This is a genomic window from Curtobacterium sp. MCBA15_013 (genome assembly GCF_001865095.1).
GTDB lineage: Bacteria > Actinomycetota > Actinomycetes > Actinomycetales > Microbacteriaceae > Curtobacterium.
Map to the genome: position 1 here is coordinate 73643 of NZ_MJGQ01000023.1, position 25234 is coordinate 98876.

Below are 25234 nucleotides of genomic sequence, written 5' to 3' on the forward strand. Positions count from 1 at the left end.
TCACCTCCATGAGTTCTCTCCTCCCCACCGCGATCGTCGGCAGCCTGCCGAAGCCGTCCTGGCTCGCCGAGCCCGAGCGCCTCTGGTCCCCCTGGCAGCTCGACGGGGCCGCCCTGACCGAGGGCAAGCAGGACGCGCTCCGATCCGCCGTGCACGAGCAGGAGCACCGCGGGATCGACATCGTCAGCGACGGCGAGCAGACCCGCCAGCACTTCGTCACGACGTTCATCGAGCACCTCGACGGCATCGACCAGGAGCGCAAGGAGACCGTCCGGATCCGCGACCGCTACGACGCTGCCGTCCCCACGGTCGTCGGCGCCGTGAGTCGCCCCGCCCCGGTGTTCGTCGACGACGCCAAGTTCCTCCGCGCGCAGACCGACCGGCCGATCAAGTGGGCGCTCCCCGGGCCGATGACCATGATCGACACGCTCTCCGACCAGCACTACAAGTCTCGCGAGAAGCTGGCGTGGGAGTTCGCCACGATCCTCAACCAGGAAGCCCGGGAGCTCGAGGCCGCCGGCGTCGACATCATCCAGTTCGACGAGCCCGCCTTCACCGTCTTCCACGACGAGGTGCAGGACTGGGGCGTCGCCGCCCTCGAACGCGCCACCGAGGGCCTCCGCGCCGAGACCGCCGTGCACATCTGTTACGGGTACGGCATCGAGGCGAACAACAGGTGGAAGGAGACGCTCGGGGCGGAGTGGCGGCAGTACGAGCAGTCGTTCCCGCTGCTGCAGCAGTCGTCGATCGACATCGTGTCGCTGGAGTGCATCCACTCCCACGTACCCCTCGACCTCGTGGAGCTCATCCGGGGGAAGAAGGTCATGCTCGGGGCGATCGACGTCGCGACCGAGGTCGTCGAGACCCCGGACGAGGTCGCGGAGGTGCTGCGGCGGGCGCTCGAGTTCGTGGATGCGGACAAGCTCATCCCCAGCTCGAACTGTGGGATGGCGCCGCTGGCGCGGGGTGCGGCGCTGGGGAAGCTCAGTGCACTGTCCGCTGGTGCGGACATCGTGCGGGCGGAGCTCGTCGACGCCACGGTCCCGTCGGCGCGCTAGGCGCTCAGCTCTCGGTCTGGCCTGGAGGCGCGACAACCGTCCGCTGAACAGGTCCCGCTGGTCCTGGCGTCACCCTTGACCGCGCGCGACCGACCGTTCACGTCGCCTGGCGACGAACCACGTTGCCGGCCCGACGATCGGGACGAAGAGGATGACGAGGGCCCAGGCGAGCAGACGCCAGCCCGAGGCCGTCGTGGCGAGCAACAGGGAGATGAAGGCCGCGAGAGCCAGGAGCAGTGCGACGACCGACAGGGCCATCAGCGCGCCGTCGAATGCTGTCGGGACGAATGGGTTCATGGTTTCCTCCTTGGTCCGTCGTGCAGCCTCGTTCACTCCCAGCGGTTGGCGGTGATCGCGCCGTTGCCCTTCGCGCTGAGGCGCTGGACCGCTGAGTAGGTGCTCCAGGCGATCGTTCCCCACGGAGTCAGCACCCCGCGCTTCACAGTGACCTTGCACTTCGCCGTGGCCTGCCCGCCAGTGACGTACCCGCTGCTCTTGGAGGTTCTCACCTCCGTGAAGGGCTGGACGTTCCTGACGACGGTGCACGAGTAGCCGAGCATCTTCTTCGCTGTCGTGCCGCTGTACTCGTACGACATCGAGACCTTGGTCTCGGTGAGCCGGATGCCGGCGAAGGCGAACCACTGCGTCCCCCAGGACGATCGCGACGCCCTGGCCTCGATCGAGCCCTCATCAGACACGGCCTCTGACGGTTCTTGCGCAGCTCCCCACTCGAAGTCCCCGCTCGTGCGAACGGTCGTCGGGCCGAGGACGCTCTCGGTCGACTCGGCCGTTGCCGCCGACGCTGCAGCTGGATCCAGGAAGTACGAGGCGAGTTCGTGGCGCTGATCGGCGCTGAGGCGGTCGAAGGCCGCAACGTCGGAGAAGGACCCGGAAGCAGCCAGCTCAGCGCGGATGGCCGACAACATTGCCGAGGGCGTGCGCGGAGGGACCTCATCGCTCGCGGCGGGCGCCAGTGCCACAGCGTTGGCCGGGGCTGCTCCGATGACAGATGCTGCCACGACAGCGCACGCTGCGCCGATCGAGACGATCCGCCCATTGGTCGAATGCTTCATCAACGTTCCCCTCGTCCTCCGGCGCCAGCGCCGGCCTCGTCGCCGGCCGCATTGCCGACAACACCATTCAAGTACTTGATACATCAGATACGCAAGTGCGGAATGAGCTCGAAGGTGCCACGCCGCGCGGCTTCGGCAACGGGAGGGCTCGCCCGTCGTCGGGTCACACCGTCGGGCCCCGGATCTGAGGGCGACGGGCGGGGCCGCAGCTCACATGTCGGTGATGAGGCGGAGCGTGGAGCGGTCGAGAGCGTCTTCGCCTGCGATGGACCTGGCGCGGCATCGACCGAGCCTTGTCCGGAGGCTGGATCGCACCGTCGGGGGCGAAGCGTCAGACGCACGGCGTTGACTGTGGCCATGATCCCCAAGAGCCTCATCCATCAGGTCGAGAGCGCGACGATCCGTGATCGCGACGGCGCGACGGTCGGCAAGGTGACGCAAGTGTTCCCCTCCGACGAGGACGGCAGTGCTGCCTACGTCAGCGTCGCGACGGGACTGCTGGGGAGGCATCAAGTGCTCGTCCCGGTCGAAGACGCCACCTTCGACGGCACGGATCTGCACGTCGGGTACGCGAAGAGCTCGATCCAGGGCGCGCCGTCCCTCGGCGCCGATCACACCCTGTCGCTCGCTGAGGTGAATGCTGTCCGCAAACACTTCGGGCTGTCCGCAGCTGGCGCGGCGACCGGGGACATGGGCGACCCGAACGAGAACCTCGACCAGGCCGGGACAGGACCTGCGGGTGCGGATGACACCGACGGTGCGGGGACGACGCCGCCGGCGTAACGGTGCCAGAGCGGGGTTTTTCGCTGATGCTGCCTTTCCCCCTGCGAGCGGCCATGCCCTAGGGATTCTTGAGGCGAGCGTGTGTCGGCGTCTCAACAGATCGGGTCTTGCGACCGTTGCCTCTCCTCCGCGCAGTTCACTGCGGCTTGGCTTCGAGGCGGATGAGGTACTTCCAGCTTCGGGCGCCAGCGGATCTCGAGGTCAGTTCCCCGTGTCGCTCTCGGCGATGGTCGCTGCCCATGTCTGACCGTCTCGGCCGTTGATGGTCACCGCGTAGGACGCGCCGACGCCCACCTCGAACTGGTTCAACGACCCCGGTCCTGTCTGGTCACAGTTGAGCTGGTACGTCCCCAGGGGCTTGACGACGAGATCGATGTTGCCCGGTCCTGAGCAGGTGACGTAGACGAAGGCGATGCGCTTCTTCGCCGTGAAGTCTCCTAGCAAGGACGATCCCTGCTGATCGTCGACGGTGTTGATGACCGTCACTCCATCGTCGGCCGGCTCAATGTGGACCACCGGCGCTGTTGAAGCGGACACGGCCGCCGACGGAGTCGACGCCGGGTTGCTCGTGTTCGAGGGGGACGGGTCATGGTGAGTATCGGTGCAGCCCCCCAGGGCGAGAGCGGCGGCGAATACTCCCACCCCTACCGCGAGACGCCGCTGACGCGTGATCAAATCCGTGACCTTTCAACCCGTCGTGCGCGGTGCCGTCAGCGTTCCCTAGCCGACCACGGAACGGTGGCAGCTACCGCTTTGACTCGTGCTGAGCACGGTCGACTAACCGGCTCCTGATATGTCGGTGGTCAGGAGCCTACCCTGATCGGCACAATAGCTAGCCAATCCCTTCTCGCCGCCCGACGCCATCGCTCTAGCCAATCCGGCTGTGAGACGTTGGACAGCCATAGATGCACGCCTTCGGTATCCGGACCGGACAGCTCAATTTGGCTGCGCTGCAAAATGGACGACGGTCACAGCGAGGGAAAACAGGGCGACGATGCTAAGAACTGCTGCTGCTCCAGACATCCACGCGCGACGGCGGGTCCGCCGGCGGCGGTGAGCGACGGACGCCCAAAGCACTGTGCTGAAGGCGGCCGCGATCGGGAAGCCGAAGTAGGCGACCGATCCGGCGGTGTAGTTGCATCCCCCGTCACCGCACGCGTCGAAGGCGAACATCGAGAGCAGGACTCCGAACCAACCAACAACGAGCATCGGCAGGCTCAGACCGAACAACGTCAGCGTGACCGCTAGATCCTTCCAGCCTGCGGGAGACTGAATCGAGTGCGTGTGGCGGTCACGGGGCCCGAGCGGGAAGAGTTCGTCATCGTTGTCTTCCTGCCTCATGGCTCTAGTGTGCCGTGGAGCAGCGCCACGCTGCCTGCCACTCCCGATCACAGGGCCAGGCAGCCCCGACATGGTCGGCCCGGCGCACATGTTGCCTGTCAAGCCCAGGCAGTGTCTTGCTGGGTCCCCCGCACGGACCATCGCCGCCGACCCACGTGCCCGTCTTCGCCGAGAACCGGGAGGATGCGGATCTTGTTCGCGACGCTCGCTTCAACCCGTCTCCGTAGCCCATCGGCTACCGAACGGCTCGGAGAGCCCGAACCCTCGTATGAAGGCTCGCTAGCCATACGCTTCCATCCGAGGGAAGGACATCCACGATGGCGAAGATCAGCGCAAAACCAAGCCGGCGAATCGTTGTCGATGGGGAGACCTTCCGTTTGACGATCGATGGCCCGTCATATCAGCTGACCTGGCTGACCGGCCCGAATCCTGGTTACGGGTTCGGGGGAACGCTCGCCGGCGCCGGCAGCGTTCCGGAACGCTCGGCGCTGCTAGCAGCGCACCTCACAGACACGGACCTCATCGCGCAGATCCGCGAATTTCTGCTGGAGATAGACCCAACGACCGGCTACCTGCGGGACTAGCCAGCACTGTCCCGGAAGGCGATCGGCTATCGAAACGCTCGGCACCCCCATTTCACAGCTTGGAACGTCTGTAGCCCAACCAGGCGCTCGCCATGATGACGATGGCGCTGATGAGGGTGATCCATCCGAACAGCCTCGATGATTCGTGCGCGAACAAGGCGGCTGTGGCTCCAAGGAACACCACGCCGAGCAGCGCGAACATGAGCCACAGGGCGTTCGAACGGTTCATTGGGTCACCGTACCTCCGACCGTCCCCGTAGCGGGTCGGCTGTCGAGACTGATTACTGAGGCCAGAACGCGCACCGGGTGCGTCGCCGGTCAGCTCTCATCGGGTTGCTCGAAAGCGGGACACGAGGGAAGCGATTACACAGACCACGCCGATGATCACGAGCGGGATCCCGAACACGACGCGACCCGAGCCGTTGCCGACGAGTTGCGCTATGCCCGAGAGTAGAAGCGCCAGTCCACAAAGAAGGAACACCCAGAACTTCGCCATGACCGCAATCTACGTCGTCCGGTGCTTGGCAGGTCCGAGCTGCCTCAGGAGCGGATCGGCTACCGGACACCGATACCAGCGCTGCTGTAGTTTCCGACGACGCCATCCGCTTCGCACTCGGGAGCTGCGTTTGCCCTGTCTCGCAACTCACCATCATCACGCGTGAGCCACCGAGCGCCTGCGAGGCATGGCTGCAAGGCGGTCAACGCTGGGTCTGTTTTGGGAGAGTGGAACGCACTGCGAGACGTCTCGCAACCGTAGGGTTGCAAACACTCTGATCAGCCCATCTGAGGCAACAGAGAGAGGCGCGGCCGAAGCCGCACCTCTCTCTGTTGCGGCGCAACCATTCGCCACGCCGAATCTCTCGCGGAGCAGCGCCGTAATAGCGCCGCGACCCGCGCTATTTAAACTCGTACCCGATAGACGGACCGGACACGAATTCGATTACGCCGAAAATCAGGAAAATAATGCTGGCCATCGCGCCGACTGCAAGAACGACCCGATCTGAACGCTTCAGATACTCCCGAGGAATGGCAAGTAAAAGGAGAAACAAGATTCTCAATCCGGGAAATGCTAGATTGCTCACAACTTGAGCGATGAATACCCCACCCACCAGAATGCTTCTTTTTCGGCATGAGCGTCCGCCCAACACTCCTCGAACTCTGAACCGGCGCTCGTTAGCCGATCGGCTAGGGAGATCCGATGTCTCGTCGCGCTTACAGGTACGCGCACGGGCTCGATTGCCGCATCGAGCCGGTCACCTCGCCAGTGTCAATCCGAGGTGCTCCGAGGCATTGGACCGAGAACAGTTGAGGTCCGTGGTCCCTGCTCAGTCTCGAACAGGGCAGCAGTCACGTCTTCTGGGGTCGTCTGAAGGAGTTCGGGCTGGGCGAAGACACCGACCGAGTCAAGAACCTCACTGACTTTCGAATCGCGTCGCTCTACGTAGATCCTCGCAACCTCGCGATGCGCTGGGTTCGGCAGGTCAGAGTCGCTCGGCATGTTGAAGTCGCGCGCGACCAGCATTTGCACAATGCGCATGCCCTCGAAGAAAGTCTGCATGAAACTGAAGTCGTGGGGCACTGGACACACGACGAGGTTCTTCTGTTCATCCACGCGAACGGCATCGGAAGCTCCCGCCGAAGACGGAACGATCGCTATCCGGAGTCCTGCGGCAGCTTCCAGCCTTGACGGGTTGATTTTCACTGTAGTGCCCACCCAGTGGTCACGCCCCGTTGACCCGAGGAAAAGATCGGCTTTCCACAGGCCTTGAATACTGCGCGGCAATTGCGGACGAGACGCAGGGCGATGGAATGCCGCCGCAAGCTGGTTCATGTATCCCTGCAGCTTCACCGGCTGGCCTCGTCCTCCCGAAAGCACACGGGAATCGGGGGTGATCAGTTCACGTTTGGTGTCGACGAGCTGCTTCGAGCCCGACTTCTCGATTGCGAAAAGAATCGACTTGGGCTCTGTTTCGGTGATACGAACCTGCCCCAGTGCAGTTGCGACGCGATCACTGATGATGGGCTCTTGCCGCATCACTGCGTCGTGCACTGCATACTCGAATGCGACCCCCAAATCACCATCGCTCGACTTACGCACTCGACCGAGATTCTTTAGGCGCAGGCCCTCTCGACCACCGTGAGGCTCCAGATACTCCTCCCCAATCGAATGCAGCAGCCCCACAAGAATCGGGCGCGTGACAGCGACAAGAGCGCTGACAGGCTCTGAAACGGGGTTGAGCTGATGCTCCTGCCGGATCTGAATCATGGCTCGATCCTCCCAGAGCGAGGAACATTCAACAGCTGGGGCTGGTTCGCCCTCTATTCAGCCGCCGCTTCCCGGTCCGTCAACGTTGTCTCGGCCGCAGGTCAAAATCTCGACGGTGGATCCGTGTCCGGTCGCGGCTAGGTTGTCAGCATGGTCCATTGGGAGCGCCGTCGCATCAACATGTTCTGCGACTACGAAGCCCAGTGGCCGCTCTGGGACGGCGGCATGCTCACCCCGTCATCGCTCGGGCTGTCGCCCGGGCTCACCTCGAAGCTCCGCGCTTGGACCGACTACTACCTCGACCACGCGCGAATGAATCAGCCGTGGCTCGTCTCGAAGGAACGTGATGCGGAGTGGTACGCCGAGGGACAACGCTTGAGCGAACACCTCGCTAGGGAGCTCGGCGGCAACGTCGAGATCCACTACACAGGCACATGACTCTTGGCGTCCGTTAGCCGGTCGTCCATCGGGCACAGCCTCCCGCGGCATGCGCTCCACGGCCTTCGCGTGTCACCTAGCTCGTCCGGAACGAATCTCGATGAGCGCCCCCTATTCGGCCGCATCAGCGACTCCGCCCGTGAACGAAGAACGCCCCGTCAGCCGAAGCCAACGGGGCGCTCCCACGAATCAGACCAGACTCAGAAGTCCCAGTCCTCGTCCTCAGTGTTCACAGCCTTACCGATCACGTACGACGACCCCGACCCCGAGAAGAAGTCGTGGTTCTCGTCGGCGTTCGGCGACAGGGCGGACAGGATGGCCGGGTTCACGTCCGTGATGTTCTTCGGGAACATCGGCTCGTAGCCCAGGTTCATCAGCGCCTTGTTGGCGTTGTAGTGCAGGAACTTCTTGACGTCCTCGGTCAGCCCGACCTCGTCGTAGAGGTCCTGCGTGTACTGCACCTCGTTCTCGTACAGCTCGAACAGGAGCGAGAACGTGTAGTCCTTCAGCTCGTCCCGCTCGGCCTGCGTGAGCTGCTCGAGACCCTTCTGGTACTTGTACCCGATGTAGTACCCGTGAACGGCTTCGTCACGGATGATCAGGCGGATGAGGTCGGCCGTGTTCGTCAGCTTCGCCCGCGACGACCAGTGCATCGGCAGGTAGAACCCGGAGTAGAACAGGAACGACTCGAGCAGCGTCGAAGCGACCTTGCGCTTCAGCGGCTGGTCGCCCTGGTAGTAGTCCATGACGATCTGGGCCTTCTTCTGCAGGTTCGGGTTCTCCTCGGACCAGCGGAAGGCTTCGTCGATCTCGGGCGTCGACGCGAGGGTCGAGAAGATCGACGAGTAGCTCTTGGCGTGCACCGACTCCATGAACGCGATGTTCGTGTAGACGGCTTCTTCGTGCGGGGTGATCGCGTCGGGGATCAGCGACACGGCGCCGACGGTGCCCTGGATGGTGTCCAGGAGCGTCAGGCCGGTGAAGACGCGCATGGTCAGCTTCTGCTCGGCCGGCGTCAGCGTGTTCCACGACTGCACGTCGTTCGACAGCGGCACCTTCTCGGGCAGCCAGAAGTTGTTGACGAGGCGGTTCCAGACCTCGACGTCCTTGTCGTCCTGGATGCGGTTCCAGTTGATGGCCTGGACCCGATCAATGAGCTTCAGCTTCTCGACCAACGCACGTTTCCTTCAAGAGATGGTGACTAAGTGACGGACTGGAGGCGCGGTGCGGGGCCGCCCCGCGCCTCCAGTCCAAAGATGATCGCGCGAGCGATCAGAGCATGCAGGACACGCAGCCCTCGACCTCGGTGCCCTCGAGCGCGAGCTGGCGGAGACGGATGTAGTAGATCGTCTTGATGCCCTTGCGCCATGCGTAGATCTGCGCCTTGTTGATGTCACGCGTGGTGGCGGTGTCCTTGAAGAACAGCGTCAGGGACAGGCCCTGGTCCACGTGCTGCGTCGCCGCGGCGTACGTGTCGATGATCTTCTCGGCACCGATCTCGTACGCGTCCTGGTAGTAGTCCAGGTTGTCGTTCGTCATGAACGGCGCCGGGTAGTAGACGCGACCGAGCTTGCCTTCCTTGCGGATCTCGATCTTCGACGCGATCGGGTGGATCGACGACGTCGAGTGGTTGATGTACGAGATCGAACCGGTCGGCGGGACGGCCTGCAGGTTCTGGTTGTAGATGCCGTGCTCCTGGATGGACGCCTTCAGCGCCTTCCAGTCGTCCTGCGTCGGGATCGTGATGTTCGCGTTGTCGAAGAGCGAGGCGACGCGAGCCGTGGCGGGGGTCCACGCCTGGTCGGTGTACTTGTCGAAGAACTCGCCCGACGCGTACTTCGAGTCGCGGAACCCGTCGAAGGTCTCGCCGGTCTCGATCGCGATCTTGTTCGACGCACGAAGGGCGTGGAACAGCACCGTGTAGAAGTAGATGTTCGTGAAGTCGATGCCCTCTTCGGAGCCGTAGTAGACGCGCTCACGAGCGAGGTAGCCGTGCAGGTTCATCTGGCCGAGGCCGATGGCGTGCGACTTGTCGTTGCCGTCCTCGACGGAGCGGACCGACGTGATGTGCGACATCTGCGACACCGAGGTGAGGCCGCGGATGGCGGTCTCGATGGTGCGACCGAAGTCCGGCGAGTCCATCGTCAGCGCGATGTTCAGCGAGCCGAGGTTGCAGGAGATGTCCTTGCCGATCTCGTTGTACGAGAGGTCCTCGTTGAACGTGGTCGGGGTGTTGACCTGCAGGATCTCCGAGCACAGGTTGGACATGTTGATCCGACCCTTGATCGGGTTGGCCTTGTTCACCGTGTCCTCGAACACGATGTACGGGTAGCCCGACTCGAACTGGATCTCGGCGATCGTGGTGAAGAAGTCACGCGCCTTGATCTTCGTCTTCTTGATGCGCGAGTCGTCGACCATCTCGCGGTACTTCTCGGAGATCGGGACGTCGCCGAACGGGATGCCGTAGACCTTCTCGACGTCGTACGGCGAGAAGAGGTACATGTCCTCGTTGTTCTTCGCGAGCTCGAACGTGATGTCCGGCACGACGACACCGAGGGACAGCGTCTTGATGCGGATCTTCTCGTCGGCGTTCTCACGCTTGGTGTCGAGGAACCGCATGATGTCCGGGTGGTGGGCGCTGAGGTAGACCGCGCCGGCACCCTGACGAGCACCGAGCTGGTTCGCGTAGGAGAAGGAGTCTTCCAGCAGCTTCATCACGGGGATGATGCCCGAGGACTGGTTCTCGATCTGCTTGATCGGGGCGCCGGCCTCGCGGATGTTGGAGAGGAGCAGGGCCACGCCGCCGCCGCGCTTCGAGAGCTGCAGCGAGGAGTTGATGCCGCGCGAGATCGACTCCATGTTGTCCTCGATGCGGAGGAGGAAGCAGGAGACGAGCTCGCCGCGCTGGGCCTTCGCGGTGTTGAGGAACGTCGGGGTCGCGGGCTGGAAGCGGCCGGCGATGATCTCCTCGACGAGGTCGATCGCGAGCTGCTCGTTGCCCTGTGCGAGGCCGAGGGCGGTCATCACCACGCGGTCCTCGAAGCGCTCGAGGTAGCGCTTGCCGTCGAACGTCTTGAGCGTGTAGCTCGTGTAGTACTTGAACGCACCGAGGAACGTCTGGAACCGGAACTTCTTCGAGTACGCCAGGTCGTTGAGCTTCTGAATGAAGTCCAGCGAGTACATGTCGATCGTCTCGCGCTCGTAGTACTCGTTCTCGACCAGGTAGTCGAGCCGCTCCTTCAGGTTGTGGAAGAAGACGGTGTTCTGGTTGACGTGCTGCAGGAAGAACTGCTTCGCGGCTTCACGGTCCTTGTCGAACTGGATGTTCCCGTCCGCGTCGTAGAGGTTGAGCATCGCGTTGAGGGAGTGGTAGTCCATCCCCGTCTGCGGCGACGTCAGATCGACGTCTGCAACTGCTGCGTCCAAAATGCATCCAATCCTGAGTTGACCGCCTGCACATCGTCAGGCGTGCCGAAGAGTTCGAAACGGTAGAGGACGGGGACGTTGCACTTGCGTGCGATGACGTCCCCCGCGAGGCCGTAGGCCTCGCCGAAGTTCGTGTTGCCCCCGACGATCACACCGCGGATGAGCGAGCGGTTGCGTTCGTCGTTGAGGAACTTGATGACCTGCTTGGGGACCGCTCCCTGCCCGTTGCCGCCACCGTAGGTGGGCAGCACCAACACGTACGGCTCGTCCACGTGGAGGAACGGGTCGTTCGGGTAGAGCGGGATCCGGTCCGCGTCACGGCCGAGCTTCTCGACGAAGCGTGCGGTGTACCCGGACACGCTCGAGAAGTAGACCAGTCGGCTCATGGTGCCCCTCCGATGAGAAGGTGCGGACAGACGGACCGTGGGTGTCCTGCGGTGGTGATCCGAGCCTCCTGAACGAGCTCGGGTCACCACCCGCGGACGTGGGTCGAACTACGCGAGTTCGGCGCTGAGCGTCGCGATCTTGTCGGGACGGAAGCCCGACCAGTGGTCGTCGTCCGTGACGACGACGGGCGCCTGCAGGTAGCCGAGGCTCTTCACGTGCTCGAGCGCGGCTTCGTCGGTGGAGACGTCGTGCACTTCGTACTGGATGCCCTTGTTGTCGAGCGCCCGGTACGTCGCGGTGCACTGGACGCAGGACGGCTTGGTGTAGACGGTGACGGCCATGATCTCCCCTGGTTCTGCTGTTGCTGTGGTGGTTGTCTTGGTGCCTGTGTGCAGCAGGTTCCGGGAGGTGCCGCTGCGATGCCTCCACACTACATCTAGTGGCTGGCGGAGTCACCGACCACAAGAGGAAGTGTTACAGCCGTGTAGTTCTCCACAAGCTCCTCCACAGTGTGAACAGCTCGGAGAGGCCCGTGATTCCGCCATTCTCCAGCGGACCACCGACACTTCCCCACACCCGTGGACAGCGTCGATCCACATGTGTGGAATCAGCGTGTCGGCGTGTCGCGGGCAGCTCGCCGTCCACACCTCCCCCGGACGGGTGACAGGGCGATCCGTCCGGTCCGTACACTCGTCTCGTGAGCACGTACGGCCCCCTCCTCAAGACTCCCGGCGTGGGTCGCGTCATCGCCGCGCAGCTCACCGCACGGTTCCCCTTCGGCATGCTGTCGCTGGCCTACCTGCTGCACGTCGAGCACGTCTTCGACTCGTACGGTGCCGCCGGTCTCGTGCTCGCGACGACGAGCATCGGGCAGGCGATCGCGGGTCCGCTCACCAGCCGCTGGATGGGCAGCTGGGGCATGCGGCCAGTGCTCATCCTGACGAGCCTCGTCGCGCTCGTGAGCATGGCCGTCATCGCGTTCTTCGTCATGCCGCTGTGGGCCTACGTGGTCGTCGGGTTCCTGGGCGGCCTCGCCGTCCCGCCCGTGCAGCCGGCGGTGCGCACCATCTACCCCAAGATGGTGACCTCGTCGCAGCTCACGCCCCTCTTCTCCCTCGACGCGAGCGCGCAGGAGCTCATCTGGGTCGCCGGCCCGGTCATCACGACGTTCGTCGCGACGCAGATCGGCACCGTCCAGGCGATCGTCGTGGCGATGGTGTTCCTGGTGGTCGGCGGCACGTGGTTCATCGCGTCACCGGAGCTCGGCCGGGTCCGCATCCCGCGGTCGAAGCGCGCGTTCGGCGTCGTCCTGAAGCGGCCGTCGGTCGTCGTCGCCACCCTCACCGGCCTCCTCCTCATCGGGGCCTGCGCAGCGGTCGAGGCGAGCGTCACGAGCGTCTTCGGCGAGGGCAGCCCGAACGCCGGCATCGTCCTCGCCGTCTTCGCGGTCGGGTCGCTCATCGGCGGCCTCACGCTGGGCCACCTGCCGATCTCGCGCAACACCCTGTGGACGCGCATGTCGATCGTGTTCGTCGGACTCGCGCTGGCCGTGGGCGGCACGAACTTCTGGTGGCTCTGCCTCGCCCTGGTCATCGCCGGCGCGGGCATCGCTCCGGCCCTCGCCGTCATGTTCGGCTCGGTCTCGGCGACGGTGAAGTTCTCCGACACGGCCGAGGCGTACGGCTGGATGGGCACCGGCCAGCTCATCGGTGCAGCGGGCGGTTCCGCGGTCGCCGGGTTCCTCATCGACAGCCAGGGGGCGACCGGCGGGATGATGGTCGGTGCCGTGATGGCCGCGGTCGGCGTCGTCCTGCCGCTCGTCACGAGGCGCTGGCTGCCCGACCTGCGTGGTCGCGACGCGAGCCCCATCCCCGACACCGAGCCGGTCAACATCCCCACCTAGCCGCGAAACACGCGTGTTTCGACGTCCCCTGCGTCGATCGACGCGTGTCACGTCGATGTCGTGGTGCGTCGCCCGGCCTGGAGGCGCGGCGCACCCCCGCCACGATCGGCAGGATGGGTGCATGGTCACCTCAGTCCCCCTCCGCGACGGCGCGTCGATCCCCGCCATCGGTTTCGGCGTCTACAAGGTCGACGACACCGAGGCCGAGACGGCGGTCGGTCTCGCGCTCGACGCCGGCTACCGGCACGTCGACACCGCCGAGATGTACGGCAACGAGACCGGCGTCGGGAAGGCGATCCGCGCCTCCGGGCTCGACCGTGACGACGTCTTCGTGACGACCAAGGTGTGGAACGACCACCAGGGGCGCGACGCGACCCTGCGGGCGTTCGACGCGAGCCTCGAGCGACTCGGGCTCGACACCGTCGACCTCTACCTGATCCACTGGCCGGCCGCGGCGAACGACCGCTACGTCGACACCTGGCGCGCCCTCGTCGAGCTGCGCGAGTCGGGGCGCGCGCGCAGCGTCGGGGTGTCGAACTTCCAGGTGCCGCACCTCGAACGACTCATCGACGAGACGGGCGAGGTCCCGGCGGTGAACCAGGTCGAGCGGCACCCGTGGCTGCCGCAGCGTGAGCTCACGGCATTCCACGCGCAGCACGGGATCGTGACCGAGGCCTGGTCACCGCTCGGACGCGGGCGGCTCATCGACGAGCCGGTGCTCACCGGCATCGCGGACGCCCACGGGGTGAGCGTGGCGCAGGTGCTCGTGCGGTGGAACGTGCAGCAGGGGGTGGTGGTGCTGCCGAAGTCGGTGACGCCGTCGCGGATCCGGTCGAACCTCGACGTCGAAGGGTTCGTGCTGAGCGACGACGACCTGGCGGCGATCGCGTCGCTCGAGTCGGGGCAGCGCACGGGGTCCCACCCGGACTCGGTGTCCTGACGCGCTCAGCCGGTCGGGAGCAGCCCACTAAAGGCGACCACGGCGATCCCGGTCCCCACGACTGCGAGGAAGATGCCGATCACCCGGACGAACCGCGGGATGAGTGGCCTCCCGTTCATGAGCTCGTCGCCACCGATGGACTGCGCCCACCGGTTGAACACCGCGATCGTGACACCCCACAGCGCCGCGACGACCGCGCCGACGCCGAACCAGGTCGCGCCGGTCACCGCCCCCGCGTCCGCTCGATCTGCTGCCGGAGGTTCCGGACGAACACGACCTCCAGGGTGACCGCGATCGCCGTCAGGACGATCGCGAAGACGACGTGCGCGAGGTCGTGCCCACGGCTCAGCGCGCTCAGCGGCAATCCGATGACGAGCGCCGCGCAGACGACGACGTTGAACCACGCACCGACGACCCCGCCTGGGGTCCGACCAGTGCGCTCCATCCACGGAACCGGCATGCGCGGGACGCTACGCCGGCGGGCTGGGCGATCCGTACCCCGGAACCTCAGCCCCGGCGGTCCTCCTCGGACTGCCACGGCAGGTGCAGGTCGCCGGGCTCCGGCTCGACGTCTCCCGCGTCGTCGGCACCACCCGTGCCCGGAGCGGCGACGATCCTCGACGGGTCGATGCCGTCCGCCTCGAGGTCGGCACGATCGCGCTGCGACGTGTGCGAGGCCTCGGTCTCCCGCTCGCTCGACGGGCTGTACGAGGTGTCGGCCGCGCGCTGCTCACGCTCCCCGACGCCGTCCGCGCCCTCGTGGTGTGCGGCCTCGCGCAGGGCGTCGGTGCGTGCGTGGTCGTCGGAGTGCTCGGGGCCCGGGACGTCGGGGATGCTGTCGCTCATGGCGCCGACCGTAGGCCTCGCTGCCCGAGCGACGTCGCCGGCAGTCCGATCGACGCACCCGACCGGTGGTCCGCACGAGGGCGACCGCTCGATCCCGCAGCATCGGTACCGATCCGGTCACGGGCCCGGAACACGCCCCGACCCCACGCTACGATCGCCGCGGGCCAGGCGAGATCCGACGCCGGCCGGGGACGAGGGGGATCATGCGACGAGCGGTGACGAGGGGACGGACGACTGCGGTGGTGCTGCTGGCGGCGGTCGCAGCCATCGGACTGACCGGCTGCTCGGTGTTCAGCGGACCCGATCCGGTGCCGAGTCCGACCCGGCTGGCCGTGCAGGGACCGGACGCCACCGAGCGACCGACGCCCTCCGCCTCCCCCACCCCCGAGCAGGTCCTCCCCGCCGGGACCGTCGCCGCCGAGACCGACGTCGTGTCGAAGACCGGGGACACGTCGATCCACGTGCGGGTCACCGCCGATGCCGACGGCGTGTTCACGGTGCACCTCTCGGACTACTGGACGACGAACCCGCAGCCGATGTCGATCCAGTTCCGCCACCGCGTCGCCGGGTTCCAGGACGGCTACGACGCGGTCGCCCGTGGGTTCGTGCAGTGGGATCGCGCGTCCGGACCGCCCGATTCGTACACGCTCGACGCCGGTGCACGGCCCGACTACCTCGCGAGCGCCGTCCTGGTGCCGATGTCGTCCGGCGACGGCAGCAGCGACGCGGACCGTCCGTGGGTCGGCTCCGTGCTCGCGGTCGGCAAGCTGACGTGGAAGATCCCGAACCCCTACCCCGACCTTCGCGTCACCGTGGGGAAGGCCCGCCCGGGGGCGTACGGGTACGTGAAGGACGTCGACGGCACGCCCACGTGGTACATGGTGTCGCACGGGGACGACCTCACCACGGTGTCGAAGCGCTTCGGCGTCACCCCGGCGCAGTTCGAGTGGATGAACCCCTACCTCGAGCTCCGCGGCGACAAGTGGCTCAACGAGGACGCCACCCTCAACATCTCCCCCGCGAACCGCTGACGCCGGGGGTCGGTCCGGTCCGTTACGGTTGACCAGCACTCGCCACACGCAGGAGGTCCCACCGTGACGATCGTCGCCGCAGCAGACGGCTCAGCCCTCGGCAACCCCGGCCCGGCCGGCTGGGCCTGGTACGTCGATGACGACCGCTGGGCCGCCGGTGGGTGGCCGAACGCCACCAACAACCAGGGCGAGCTGACCGCCGTCCTCCAGCTGCTCCGCGCCACGAAGGACACCGGCGAGCCGCTGCACATCCTCTGTGACAGCCAGTACGCGATCAAGGCGTGCACCGAGTGGCTCGCGGGCTGGAAGCGGAAGGGCTGGCGGAAGGCCGACGGCAAGCCCGTGCTGAACGTCGAGATCATCAAAGAGCTCGACGCCGAGCTGCAGGGGCGCAAGGTCACGTTCGAGTGGGTCCGCGGCCACGTCGGGCACGAGATGAACGAGGCGGCGGACGTCCGCGCCCGCGGTGCCGCGACCGCCTACCAGCAGGGCACCGAGGTGCCGCACGGCCCGGGGTGGCCAGGGGTCGAGGTCACCGAGCCGGCCGCGCTGCCCGAGGCGACCCCGCCCGCGACCCTGTTCTGACCTTCAGAGCGGCCGCTCCCAGAGCGCGACCGCGCTGACGAGGTGGTCGTACCGGTACGGCTTCTCCTCCCCCGTCGGCTCGTACCCGAGCGCCCGCCAGAACGGCTCCGCCACCGACGCGTTCGACGCGACGATCCCGAGGCGCAAACGGCGCGAGCGCCCCACGCCCGAGCGCCCGGACGCCACCCGGACCCGCTCGACGACCGCGTCGTGCATCGCCCGCCCGAGCCCCCGACCCTGCTCGCCCCCTCGGACGACCAGCAGCCCGATGTACGCGACGGAGGGCGACGGGTACCCGAGCAGCACGTCCGCGAACGCCACGAGCCGCTCCCCCTCCCACAGCCCGAGCCCGACCTTCCCCGCCGGATCGAACCCGTCCGGCACCGACAGCACCGCGCTCAGCCCGTCGGACGGCCCCGGCGGGTACCCGGTGATCCGCAACGCGTAGTCCGGCACCGACTCGAGCAGGTCCTGCAGCGCGGCGACGTCACGGTCGGCCGAGGAGCCGCCGAGCTCGCGCACCACGGGCATCAGTCGACGTCCACGTCCGACCAGCCGTCGAAGCGACCGATCTCGGTGACCCGCACCACGGCCTCACCCGCCTCGTCCGAGGCGTCGAGGTCGATCGTGGCGGAGAACCCGAAGTCCTTGTCACCGGCGGGATCGGCGAAGATCTGCCGCGCACGCCAGACGCGCACCGAGCCCGACGCGCCCGCCGCCCCGGACACCCCGGTGGCCCCGGCCTCGTCGAGCACCAGGTACTGCATGGACCGGGCGTCGGCACCCGTCCCGATCTCGTCGTGCGCCTCGTAGTACTCCTCGAGCACGGCGTCCCAGGCGTCCTCGCCGAAGCCCGCCGCTCCGTCCAGCGCCGCGAGTCCGGCGACGTCGTCGGCGGCGGCGAGCAGGACCCGCTGGAACAGGGCGTTGCGCACGAGCACCCGGAACGCCCGCGGGTTCCCGGTGAGCCGCGAGGGCTGCGGCGGCGCGATCTCCTCGTGTTCCTCCGACGCGAGCAGGACGTCACCGTTCAGCAGGGCCTCCCACTCGTCGACGAGCGAGGAGTCGGTCTGCTTGACGACCTCGCCGAGCCACTCGATCAGGTCGTCGAGCTCCGGGGTGCGCTGCTCGTCGGCGATCGTCTGCCGCATCGTCCGGTACGCGTCGGACAGGTACCGGAGCACGAGCCCCTCGGAGCGGGTGAGCTGGTAGAACCGCACGAAGTCGCCGAAGGTCATCGCCCGCTCGTACATGTCGCGCACGACGGCCTTGGGCGAGAGCGCGAAGTCGAGCACCCACGGCTGTTCGGCCGCGTAGGCCTCGTACGCGGCCTCGAGCAGTTCCGCGAGGGGGCGGGGCCACGTGACCTCCTCGAGCAGCTCCATCCGCTCGTCGTACTCGATCCCCTCCTGCTTCATCCGGGCGACGGCCTCGCCGCGCTCCTTGAACTGCTGCTGCGAGAGGATCGCCCGCGGGTCGTCGAGGGTGGCCTCGACGATCGAGACCATGTCGAGCGCGTAGCTGGGAGACGAAGGATCGAGCAGCTCGAACGCCGCGAGCGCGAACGGCGAGAGCGGCTGGTTGAGCGCGAAGTTCGGCGCGATGTCGACGGTCAACCGGTACTCCCCGTCGACCTTCTCGATCACCCGCGCGTTGATGAGCGTCCGCGCGATGGTCAGTGCCCGCCGGGCCATCGCGAGCTGCCGTGACCGGGGTTCGTGGTTGTCGAAGACGAGCGACCGGACGGACTCGAACGCCGAACCGCCCCGCGCGACGACGGAGAGCACCATCGCGTGTGTGATCCGCATCCGCGAGACCATCGGCTCGGGCTCGGCCGCGATGAGCCGCTCGAACGACGCCTGGCCCCACGACACGAAGCCGTCCGGCGCCTTCTTCCGCTTGATCTTGTTCTTCTTCTTGGGGTCGTCGCCGGCCTTGGCGACCGCCCGGGCGTTCTCGATGTCGTGCTCCGGCGCCTCGGCCACGACGTCGCCCTCGGTGTCGTACCCGGCACGACCGGCTCGACCGGCGATCTGGTGGAACTCGCGAGCGGACAGCTGTCGCATCTTCGTGCCGTCGAACTTCGTCAGCCCGGTGAGCAGCACCGAGCGGATCGGCACGTTGATGCCGACGCCGAGGGTGTCGGTGCCGCAGATCACCGGCAACAGCCCGCGCTGGGCGAGCTGCTCGACGAGCCGTCGGTACTTCGGCAGCATGCCGGCGTGGTGGACGCCGATGCCCGCCCGGATGAGTCGGGACAGGGTCTGCCCGAACCCGGCGCTGAAGCGGAACCCGGCGATGGCCTCGGCGATCTGGTCGCGGCGTTCGCGTGACGCGACGCGCGCCGACATGAGCGCCTGCGCCCGTTCGAGTGCGGCGGCCTGGGCGAAGTGGACGATGTAGATCGGCGCCTTGCCCTCCTCGAGCAGCCGTTCGACCGTCTCCTGCACGGGCGTCATCACGTACTCGTACTCGAGCGGCACCGGACGCGAGACCCCGGTGACCCGCGCGGTCGGCCGTCCGGTCCGGCGCGACAGATCGTCCGCGATGGTCGTGACGTCGCCGAGCGTCGCGGACATGAGCAGGAACTGCGCCCGTTCGAGGACGAGCAGCGGCACCTGCCACGCCCATCCGCGGTCGGGGTCGCCGTAGTAGTGGAACTCGTCCATCACGACGACGTCGACGTCGGCGTCCGGTCCCTGCCGGAGCGCGAGGTTCGCGAGGATCTCCGCCGTGCAGCACACGATCGGGGCATCGGCGTTGACGCTCGAGTCGCCCGTGACCATGCCGACGTTCTGGGCACCGAACAGCTCGACGAGCTGGAAGAACTTCTCGGAGACGAGTGCCTTGATCGGGGCCGTGTAGTAGCTCCGCTTGCCCTCGGCGAGGGCGGCGAAGTGCGCACCCGCGGCGACGAGTGACTTGCCGGTGCCGGTGGGCGTCGAGAGCACGACGTTGGCGCCGGAGACGAGCTCGATCACGGCTTCGTCCTGCGCCGGGTAGAGCGGGCGCCCGCCCTCGGCCGCCCAGGCTGCGAACGCCTCGTACACGGCGTCCGGGTCGACGACACCGTCGACCGCCGCCGGCAGGGCGGCGACGAGCGGGGGCTGGGTGGTGACGTCGGTCATGGGACCATCCTCCCAGGTGCATGGTGACGGACGGGAGGCGCGGGGCGGCGCCGACCCGCGCCTCCCGTCGGTCAGACGCGACGGGAGGCGCGGCTCGATACGCGCGCATAGACTCACGTCGTGCGCGAACTCGGCTTCCTCTCCTTCGTCCCGAACCACGGCGGCACGGCCGGCGCCGCCGCTGCCCTCGAGGACGGCCTGCGCCTCTTCGAGACCGCCGAGTCGCTCGGCTACGGCACCGGGTGGGTCCGGGGCCGCCACTTCGAGCCGTTCCTGACCAGCCCGATGACCTTCTTCGCGGCCGCCGCCCAGCGCACCAGCACGATCGGCTTCGGCACCGCGGTCCTCGGCATGCGCTACGAGGACCCGATCCGCCTCGCCGAGGACGCCAGCACGGTCGACCTCCTCAGCGACGGCCGCGTGCAGCTCGGCATCTCGACCGGCATCGCGGGCTACGGCCCGATCCTCGACCCGGTGTTCGGCGCGTCCGACCGCAGCTTCCGCGACGAGGCCGAGGCGCGCGCGTCCCGCCTCCTCGAGGTGCTGCAGGGCGAGCCGCTCGGCACCGCCGGCACGGGCTACGAGAGCATCCCGGCCGACACCGACCTCACGCTGCAACCCCTCAGCCCCGGACTCCGCGACCGCGTGTGGTGGGGCGGCGGCAGCATGGGCACCGCGGTGCGGACGGCCGAGAAGGGTCTGCTGCTGCACTGTTCGACCCTGAACACCGAGGACACCGGTGCGCCGTTCGCCGAGGCGCAGGCGGACCAGATCGCCGCGTACCGCGAGCGCTTCGCCCAGCTGCACCCCGACCGCACCCCGAAGGTCGCCGTCGGCCGGATCGTTGTCCCGCTGCTCGACGACCACGACCGTGCCGTGCACGAGGAGTTCCTCACCGGGTACGCGAGCGGCATGGACGACGAGGGGCGGCCGCTCTCGGGGAACCCGCCGTTCCGCTTCAGCAAGGTCGTCTCCGGCGAGCCGTCGGCCATCGTCGACGCGCTGCTCGCCGACCCGGCCGTGCGGTCGACCGACGAACTCGTGATCACCCTGCCCGCGAACGGTGACGCCGCGTCGCACGAGCGGATCCTGCGCATCGTCGCCGAGGACGTCGCACCGGCCGTCCGAGCCCGGTGATGCAGGGCATCCGGCGGGCCCGCACCAGGTGGTGGTGAGGCTCCCCGGGAGCCCGGCCGGATGACCATCTCGTCCCTGATCCGCACGGGATGGTGCACCCATCGTTCCACCTACCGAGTGGTTTGTCACACCGGATTGCGGTTCGTGGACCGAAAAAGTGACGTTCGTTCACTGGTTTCTCCCAGACTGGCGGAAGTCAACCGGTTGGCACCTGCCCCGGACAAGCGAATGCGCCCCCGCGCGGACGCGGGGACGCATTCTGGACGCACCAGGGCCACCAGGGCTCCATCGGCCGGATCAGGAGACCGTGTCGCACGCATGGCGACCCAGTTCTCGGTGCGCGCGCCGACGGTAACCAGCCGCCTGGCGCAGATCGATGTTACTGAATGATCACGGCGTCAGCGCGGAAACCGGACGACTTCACGCGGATTGGACCGTCACGGTGCCGGATTCGTCCGACACCGATGCGCCGACGTGCAGCGTGAAGGTGCCGGACTCGTGGGCCCACGCACCGTCCCAGTGCGCGAACGCCCGGGCCGGGACCTCGATCGAGACCTCGGTGGACTCGCCCGCGTCGAGCCGCACGGGCGCGAACCCGACGAGCCAGCGGACCGGACGGTCGACTGCCGAGGACTCCCGCGAGGCGTAGACCTGCACGACGTGCTTGCCGGCCCGGTCGCCCGTGTTCGCGACGGTCGCGGTGACGATGACCGCGTCGCCCTCGCGGACGGTCGGCGTCGCGGTGACGCCGTCGATCGTCCAGGTCGTGTAGCCGAGTCCGTGGCCGAACGGGTAGGCCGGCTCGGTGCCCGCGCGGAGCCAGGCCCGGTAGCCGATGTGCACGCCCTCGTCGTAGGACACCTTGCCGTCGACGGGGGTGACGTCGAGCACGGGCACGTCCGCCATCGCGACCGGCCAGGTGGTGGGCAGACGGCCGCCCGGCTCGCGAGCACCGGTGAGGACGTCGGCGAGCGCGTTGCCGTACTCCTGTCCGCCGAACCACGTGAGCAGGACCGCGGCGACGTCGTTCCGCCACGGCATCTCGACCGGCGAGCCGGCGTTCACGACGACCACGGTGTTCGGGTTCGCCGCGGCGACCGCACGCACCAGGTCGTCCTGGTGCCCGGGGAGCGCGAGCGAGGAGCGGTCGTATCCCTCGGACTCGACCTTCGAGTTGGTCCCGACCACGACGACGGCGATGTCCGCCCCGGTCGCGGCAGCCACCGCCGCGTCGATCAGCACCGACGGGTCCTCGTCGCTCGGCTCGGTACCGAACTGGTACGCGAGCACGCCGCCGAGGGTCTCGTCCTGGATGACGTCGTACTCGATGCGGATCGCGACGTCCTGGCCGGCCCTCACCGACACGGGCACCGACCGTGCCGGCGGGTTGAGGAAGGCGGCGCCGAGCTGGTCGCCCTCGAAGGGGACGTCCTCGTCGAGCACGAGCTCGCCGTCGATCCACATGCGCGAGCGACCCGCTGCGCCGATGCCGATCCGGACCGTGCCGGTGGACGGCGCGGTGTAGGTCGTGGTGATGTCGAGCCGGTCGGCTTCACGCGTGGGGGCGTCGCCGCCGAACCAGAACAGCGCGGTCGCACGGCGGTCCTCGACGTACAGCTCGGTCCCGTCGCGCACGAACGCGACGCGGGCGCCGGGCTCGCCGGTGCCGGGGTTGGTGATGGTGGACAGCGGGAACTCCGCGATGCCCTCCTGCACGACGGCACCGATCGCGTAGTCCACCGTGGCACCCGGGAACGCCGAACGGATCCCGTCGAGCGGCGAGACGACCTGCGACGGCACGACGGTGGCCGAGCCACCGCCCTGCGTGCGGGCCTGGTCGGCGTTGTGGCCGATCACGGCGATGCGGGAGACGGCGGGCGCGTCGAGCGGCAGCACGCCCGTGTTGCGGACGAGGACGGTGCCCTCGGCCTCGGCCTCGCGGACGAACGCGACGCCGTCCTCGACGTGCACGGGCTGCGCGGCCACGGGCTCGAAGCCCTCGAGTGCGCCCACGCGGGCGGCGAGGGTGAGGATGCGGCGGACCTTCCGGTCGATCGCCTCGATCGGCACGTCGCCGGACTGCACGGCGGCGAGCAGCGGCCCCTCGCTCCACCACTGGTTCGGCCCGGGCATCGCGACGTCCTGGGACGCCTTCGCCGAGTCGACCGAGCGGACACCGGTCCAGTCGGAGACGACGATGCCGTCGAAGCCCCACTCGGAGTTCAGCGGGGTCTCGAGCAGCTCGTTCTCGGACGCGGTGACGCCGTTGATCGAGTTGTACGACGACATGATCGCCCAGGCGTGCGCCTCGGTCACGGCCTTCTCGAACGCGAGCAGGTAGAGCTCCCGCAGGGCACGGTCGGAGACCTCGGTGGACGCGGTGAAGCGGTCGGTCTCGTAGTCGTTCGCGATGTAGTGCTTCGGGGTCGCGGCGACGCCGTTCTCCTGCACGCCCTCGACGTACGACGCCGCCAGGTCACCGGTGAGCACCGGGTCCTCGCTGAACGCCTCGAAGTGCCGGCCACCGAGGGGCGAGCGGTGCAGGTTGATGGTCGGGCCGAGGACGACGTCGACCCCCTTGCGGCGGGCCTCGACGGCCGCTGCGGCGCCGTAGCGCTTCGCGATCGCGCGGTCCCACGACGCACTCAGCGCCGTCGCGGACGGCAGGTTCAGCGACGGGTCGCGCTCGTCCCAGACCTCACCGCGGACGCCGGACGGGCCGTCCGACATGAGGATGCGGCGCAGCCCGATCTTCTCGATCGGCCAGGTGGTCCAGAAGTCGCGCCCGGTCAGGAGCTGCACCTTCTCGTCAGTGGTCAGCTGGCCGACGAGCGCCTCGATGCGCTCGGCCGTACTGGAGGCAGTGGTCACGTCGTCCACGGTAGTCACGGTGGTCGGTCCTTTCGTTCAGAGCCAGAACAGGTGGTCAGCGCACGCCGCGGATGCGGGACACCGAGGCGATGCCGAGCAGTCCGACGACGGCGCCGGTGATGAAGAAGCCGCTGTACCCGCCGGTGAGGGCGATCACGCCGGGGGCGGAGGCGGGGACGATCGACTGCGGCAGGGCCTGCGCGATGTTCACCACGCCGAGGTCCTTCGCGTTGTCCTCGTCGGAGGGGAGCACGTCGGTGATGAGAGCGAGGTCGACGGCGTAGAAGACACCCATGCCGGCGCCCATCACGAACTCCCCGACGAGCACCATGCCGAGCGACGGCGCGAGTGCGATGAGCACGAGTCCCACCACGCCGACGACACCGGCCACGGCGACGAAGAGCTTGCGGCGGCCGAGCTTGTCGGACAGCCACCCGGCGACGAGGGACGTGAGGACGATCCCCACGACGTTCCACAGCGTGCCCTGGAACACCGCGTTCGCGACGTGCTCCGACTCGACGCCGATGTCGTCGCGCAGGAAGTAGGTCAGGTAGCTCACCGCGGTGTACTGCGCGGCGACCATGAGGAAGCGGGTCAGCCAGGCCCAGCCGAGGTCGGGGTGCTTGACCGGGTTGAACACGAACGACCCGAAGACCTGCCCGACGCTGAGCTTCGACGTCGGCCGGTTGGTGAGCACGCGGTCGCGGAACACGAGCGCGTAGAGCACGACGACGATCGACCCGATCGCGCCGGGGATGATCATCTGCGTCGCCGAGGTCGAGAAGAGCTGCACGAGGAACGTGCCGCCGACGAGCGCGAGGTTCTGGGAGAGCCCGAGCAGCGCCGCGACCCGGCCGCGCTGGGAGCGCGTGACGTGGTCCGGCATGACGGCGGTCAGCGCCGCGATCGTGGCGTTGTAGGCGATCTGCGTGACGCCCCACGCGAGGACCAGCACGACGGTCGAGGTGGTCGTCGCGACGACCACGAGGCCCGCGAAGCCGACCACCGTGCCACCGATGATCCACGGACGACGCATGCCGAGCCTCCCGGCAGTCCGATCGCTGAAGCGACCGGCAAGGGGGTTGGCGACCATCGCGGCGAACGCGCCCACACCGAGTGCCAGGCCGAGCACGCCCGCCTGGTTGTCCGGCGCGATCTCGGCGACCTTCAGCGCCATGGCGACGAGCACCGGCGGCAGCAGCGCGATGTACAGGCCGAGCATCGCGATCGGCATGCCGAGCGTGTACATGAGCGGATTCCCCCGGCCGCGCGTGGGGGCGACGGCGGTCGGGGTGTCGTTGACGGTCAGGGCATCGTTGGCCACTGCAACCTCTTCTCGGGGACGCCGCCTGCGTCGGCGACTCGCACGCCTTCGTCGGCGGCTCGTGCCACCGTAACACCAAAACCAACCAGGGCTAGGTTTTCTGGGCGGTCGCC

The 25234-nt window shown here is 67.6% G+C and carries 27 protein-coding genes; 9 read left to right on the forward strand and 18 right to left on the reverse strand.

The features are described from left to right. Nucleotides 1-8: 8 nt before the first annotated feature. Nucleotides 9-1058: a methionine synthase gene (locus BIV01_RS12430; RefSeq protein WP_071303040.1), complete on the forward strand. Its 1050-nt coding sequence runs from the start codon at nt 9-11 to the stop codon at nt 1056-1058. 69 nt (nt 1059-1127) lie between these two features. Here BIV01_RS12430 and BIV01_RS12435 read toward each other — a convergent pair whose 3' ends face one another. Together BIV01_RS12435 and BIV01_RS12440 are read right to left on the reverse strand one after the other, a co-directional pair. Next, nucleotides 1128-1355 carry a PLDc N-terminal domain-containing protein gene (locus BIV01_RS12435; RefSeq protein WP_071303041.1) on the reverse strand — a complete coding sequence of 76 codons (228 nt, stop codon included), beginning with the start codon at nt 1353-1355 and terminating at the stop codon, nt 1128-1130. Nucleotides 1356-1387: 32 nt separating this feature from the next. Beyond that, nucleotides 1388-2131 carry a hypothetical protein gene (locus BIV01_RS12440; RefSeq protein ID WP_139199335.1) on the reverse strand — a complete coding sequence of 248 codons (744 nt, stop codon included), beginning with the start codon at nt 2129-2131 and terminating at the stop codon, nt 1388-1390. 357 nt (nt 2132-2488) lie between these two features. Between BIV01_RS12440 and BIV01_RS12445 the strand changes: the two genes are divergently transcribed. After that, nucleotides 2489-2914, forward strand: a complete 426-nt coding sequence (locus BIV01_RS12445) for a hypothetical protein (protein ID WP_139199336.1) — start codon at nt 2489-2491, stop codon at nt 2912-2914. 201 nt (nt 2915-3115) lie between these two features. On the opposite strand, the gene BIV01_RS12450 is transcribed toward BIV01_RS12445, so the two are convergent. Both BIV01_RS12450 and BIV01_RS12455 read right to left on the reverse strand, forming a co-directional pair. Then, nucleotides 3116-3430 (reverse strand): hypothetical protein, encoded by a 315-nt coding sequence (locus tag BIV01_RS12450; RefSeq protein ID WP_139199337.1) that lies wholly within the window; start codon nt 3428-3430, stop codon nt 3116-3118. A gap of 420 nt (nt 3431-3850) precedes the next feature. Next, complete coding sequence (locus tag BIV01_RS12455) at nt 3851-4255, reverse strand: hypothetical protein (RefSeq protein WP_071303045.1); 405 nt, start codon at nt 4253-4255, stop codon at nt 3851-3853. A 317-nt stretch (nt 4256-4572) separates the two neighbouring features. On the opposite strand from BIV01_RS12455, the gene BIV01_RS12460 reads away from it, so the two are divergent. Continuing rightward, nucleotides 4573-4839, forward strand: a complete 267-nt coding sequence (locus tag BIV01_RS12460) for a hypothetical protein (RefSeq protein ID WP_083414005.1) — start codon at nt 4573-4575, stop codon at nt 4837-4839. 52 nt (nt 4840-4891) lie between these two features. Here BIV01_RS12460 and BIV01_RS19815 read toward each other — a convergent pair whose 3' ends face one another. The 3 genes from BIV01_RS19815 to BIV01_RS19390 all read right to left on the reverse strand — a co-directional run bounded on the left by BIV01_RS19815 (nt 4892) and on the right by BIV01_RS19390 (nt 7105). Continuing rightward, a complete protein-coding gene (locus BIV01_RS19815; protein WP_175473712.1) occupies nt 4892-5068 on the reverse strand; it encodes a hypothetical protein in 177 nt (58 codons plus the stop codon). 96 nt (nt 5069-5164) lie between these two features. Further along, nucleotides 5165-5335: a hypothetical protein gene (locus BIV01_RS19820; protein WP_175473713.1), complete on the reverse strand. Its 171-nt coding sequence runs from the start codon at nt 5333-5335 to the stop codon at nt 5165-5167. Nucleotides 5336-6106: 771 nt separating this feature from the next. Beyond that, nucleotides 6107-7105 (reverse strand): hypothetical protein, encoded by a 999-nt coding sequence (locus tag BIV01_RS19390; protein ID WP_071303046.1) that lies wholly within the window; start codon nt 7103-7105, stop codon nt 6107-6109. A gap of 150 nt (nt 7106-7255) precedes the next feature. On the opposite strand from BIV01_RS19390, the gene BIV01_RS12470 reads away from it, so the two are divergent. Then, nucleotides 7256-7543, forward strand: coding sequence for a hypothetical protein (locus BIV01_RS12470; RefSeq protein ID WP_071303047.1), 288 nt, complete (start codon nt 7256-7258; stop codon nt 7541-7543). A 200-nt stretch (nt 7544-7743) separates the two neighbouring features. On the opposite strand, the gene nrdF is transcribed toward BIV01_RS12470, so the two are convergent. The 4 genes from nrdF to nrdH form a co-directional block, all read right to left on the reverse strand. Then, nucleotides 7744-8718, reverse strand: a complete 975-nt coding sequence (nrdF, locus tag BIV01_RS12475; RefSeq protein WP_071303048.1) for a class 1b ribonucleoside-diphosphate reductase subunit beta — start codon at nt 8716-8718, stop codon at nt 7744-7746. Nucleotides 8719-8815: 97 nt separating this feature from the next. Further along, complete coding sequence (gene nrdE, locus BIV01_RS12480; RefSeq protein WP_083295195.1) at nt 8816-10921, reverse strand: class 1b ribonucleoside-diphosphate reductase subunit alpha; 2106 nt, start codon at nt 10919-10921, stop codon at nt 8816-8818. A gap of 17 nt (nt 10922-10938) precedes the next feature. Continuing rightward, on the reverse strand, nt 10939-11355 hold the full coding sequence (gene nrdI, locus BIV01_RS12485) for a class Ib ribonucleoside-diphosphate reductase assembly flavoprotein NrdI (RefSeq protein ID WP_071303049.1): 417 nt from the start codon (nt 11353-11355) through the stop codon (nt 10939-10941). Between the two features lie 108 nt (nt 11356-11463). Next, the gene (gene nrdH, locus BIV01_RS12490; RefSeq protein ID WP_022904483.1) at nt 11464-11697 is read right to left on the reverse strand and encodes a glutaredoxin-like protein NrdH; all 234 of its coding nucleotides are present in this window, start codon (nt 11695-11697) and stop codon (nt 11464-11466) included. 356 nt (nt 11698-12053) lie between these two features. On the opposite strand from nrdH, the gene BIV01_RS12495 reads away from it, so the two are divergent. Continuing rightward, nucleotides 12054-13259, forward strand: coding sequence for an MFS transporter (locus tag BIV01_RS12495; protein ID WP_070417915.1), 1206 nt, complete (start codon nt 12054-12056; stop codon nt 13257-13259). Between the two features lie 121 nt (nt 13260-13380). Then, nucleotides 13381-14199, forward strand: a complete 819-nt coding sequence (locus BIV01_RS12500) for an aldo/keto reductase (RefSeq protein WP_071303050.1) — start codon at nt 13381-13383, stop codon at nt 14197-14199. 5 nt (nt 14200-14204) lie between these two features. On the opposite strand, the gene BIV01_RS12505 is transcribed toward BIV01_RS12500, so the two are convergent. From BIV01_RS12505 to BIV01_RS12515, 3 genes are read right to left on the reverse strand one after another with little or no spacing between them, the layout of a single operon-like run. Beyond that, the gene (locus tag BIV01_RS12505) at nt 14205-14426 is read right to left on the reverse strand and encodes a hypothetical protein (RefSeq protein WP_071303051.1); all 222 of its coding nucleotides are present in this window, start codon (nt 14424-14426) and stop codon (nt 14205-14207) included. After that, the gene (locus tag BIV01_RS12510) at nt 14423-14659 is read right to left on the reverse strand and encodes a hypothetical protein (protein WP_139199338.1); all 237 of its coding nucleotides are present in this window, start codon (nt 14657-14659) and stop codon (nt 14423-14425) included. Before BIV01_RS12510 ends, BIV01_RS12505 begins: the two co-directional genes overlap by 4 nt. Nucleotides 14660-14706: 47 nt before the next feature. Continuing rightward, nucleotides 14707-15045 carry a hypothetical protein gene (locus tag BIV01_RS12515; protein ID WP_071303053.1) on the reverse strand — a complete coding sequence of 113 codons (339 nt, stop codon included), beginning with the start codon at nt 15043-15045 and terminating at the stop codon, nt 14707-14709. 203 nt (nt 15046-15248) lie between these two features. Between BIV01_RS12515 and BIV01_RS12520 the strand changes: the two genes are divergently transcribed. Next, nucleotides 15249-16076: a hypothetical protein gene (locus BIV01_RS12520; RefSeq protein ID WP_139199339.1), complete on the forward strand. Its 828-nt coding sequence runs from the start codon at nt 15249-15251 to the stop codon at nt 16074-16076. Nucleotides 16077-16139: 63 nt separating this feature from the next. Beyond that, complete coding sequence (locus tag BIV01_RS12525; RefSeq protein WP_070417909.1) at nt 16140-16661, forward strand: ribonuclease H family protein; 522 nt, start codon at nt 16140-16142, stop codon at nt 16659-16661. A gap of 3 nt (nt 16662-16664) precedes the next feature. On the opposite strand, the gene BIV01_RS12530 is transcribed toward BIV01_RS12525, so the two are convergent. Continuing rightward, nucleotides 16665-17186 (reverse strand): GNAT family N-acetyltransferase, encoded by a 522-nt coding sequence (locus BIV01_RS12530; protein ID WP_254791828.1) that lies wholly within the window; start codon nt 17184-17186, stop codon nt 16665-16667. A gap of 5 nt (nt 17187-17191) precedes the next feature. Next, nucleotides 17192-19789 carry a DEAD/DEAH box helicase gene (locus tag BIV01_RS12535; protein ID WP_071303056.1) on the reverse strand — a complete coding sequence of 866 codons (2598 nt, stop codon included), beginning with the start codon at nt 19787-19789 and terminating at the stop codon, nt 17192-17194. Between the two features lie 120 nt (nt 19790-19909). Between BIV01_RS12535 and BIV01_RS12540 the strand changes: the two genes are divergently transcribed. Beyond that, nucleotides 19910-20926, forward strand: a complete 1017-nt coding sequence (locus BIV01_RS12540) for an LLM class flavin-dependent oxidoreductase (RefSeq protein ID WP_071303057.1) — start codon at nt 19910-19912, stop codon at nt 20924-20926. Between the two features lie 420 nt (nt 20927-21346). Here BIV01_RS12540 and BIV01_RS12545 read toward each other — a convergent pair whose 3' ends face one another. Both BIV01_RS12545 and BIV01_RS12550 read right to left on the reverse strand, forming a co-directional pair. Then, entirely contained in the window at nt 21347-23806 is a 2460-nt protein-coding gene (locus BIV01_RS12545; RefSeq protein ID WP_254791829.1) for a glycoside hydrolase family 3 protein, read from the reverse strand. Between the two features lie 46 nt (nt 23807-23852). Beyond that, nucleotides 23853-25121: an MFS transporter gene (locus BIV01_RS12550; protein ID WP_254791830.1), complete on the reverse strand. Its 1269-nt coding sequence runs from the start codon at nt 25119-25121 to the stop codon at nt 23853-23855. Between the last annotated feature and the right edge of the window lie 113 nt (nt 25122-25234).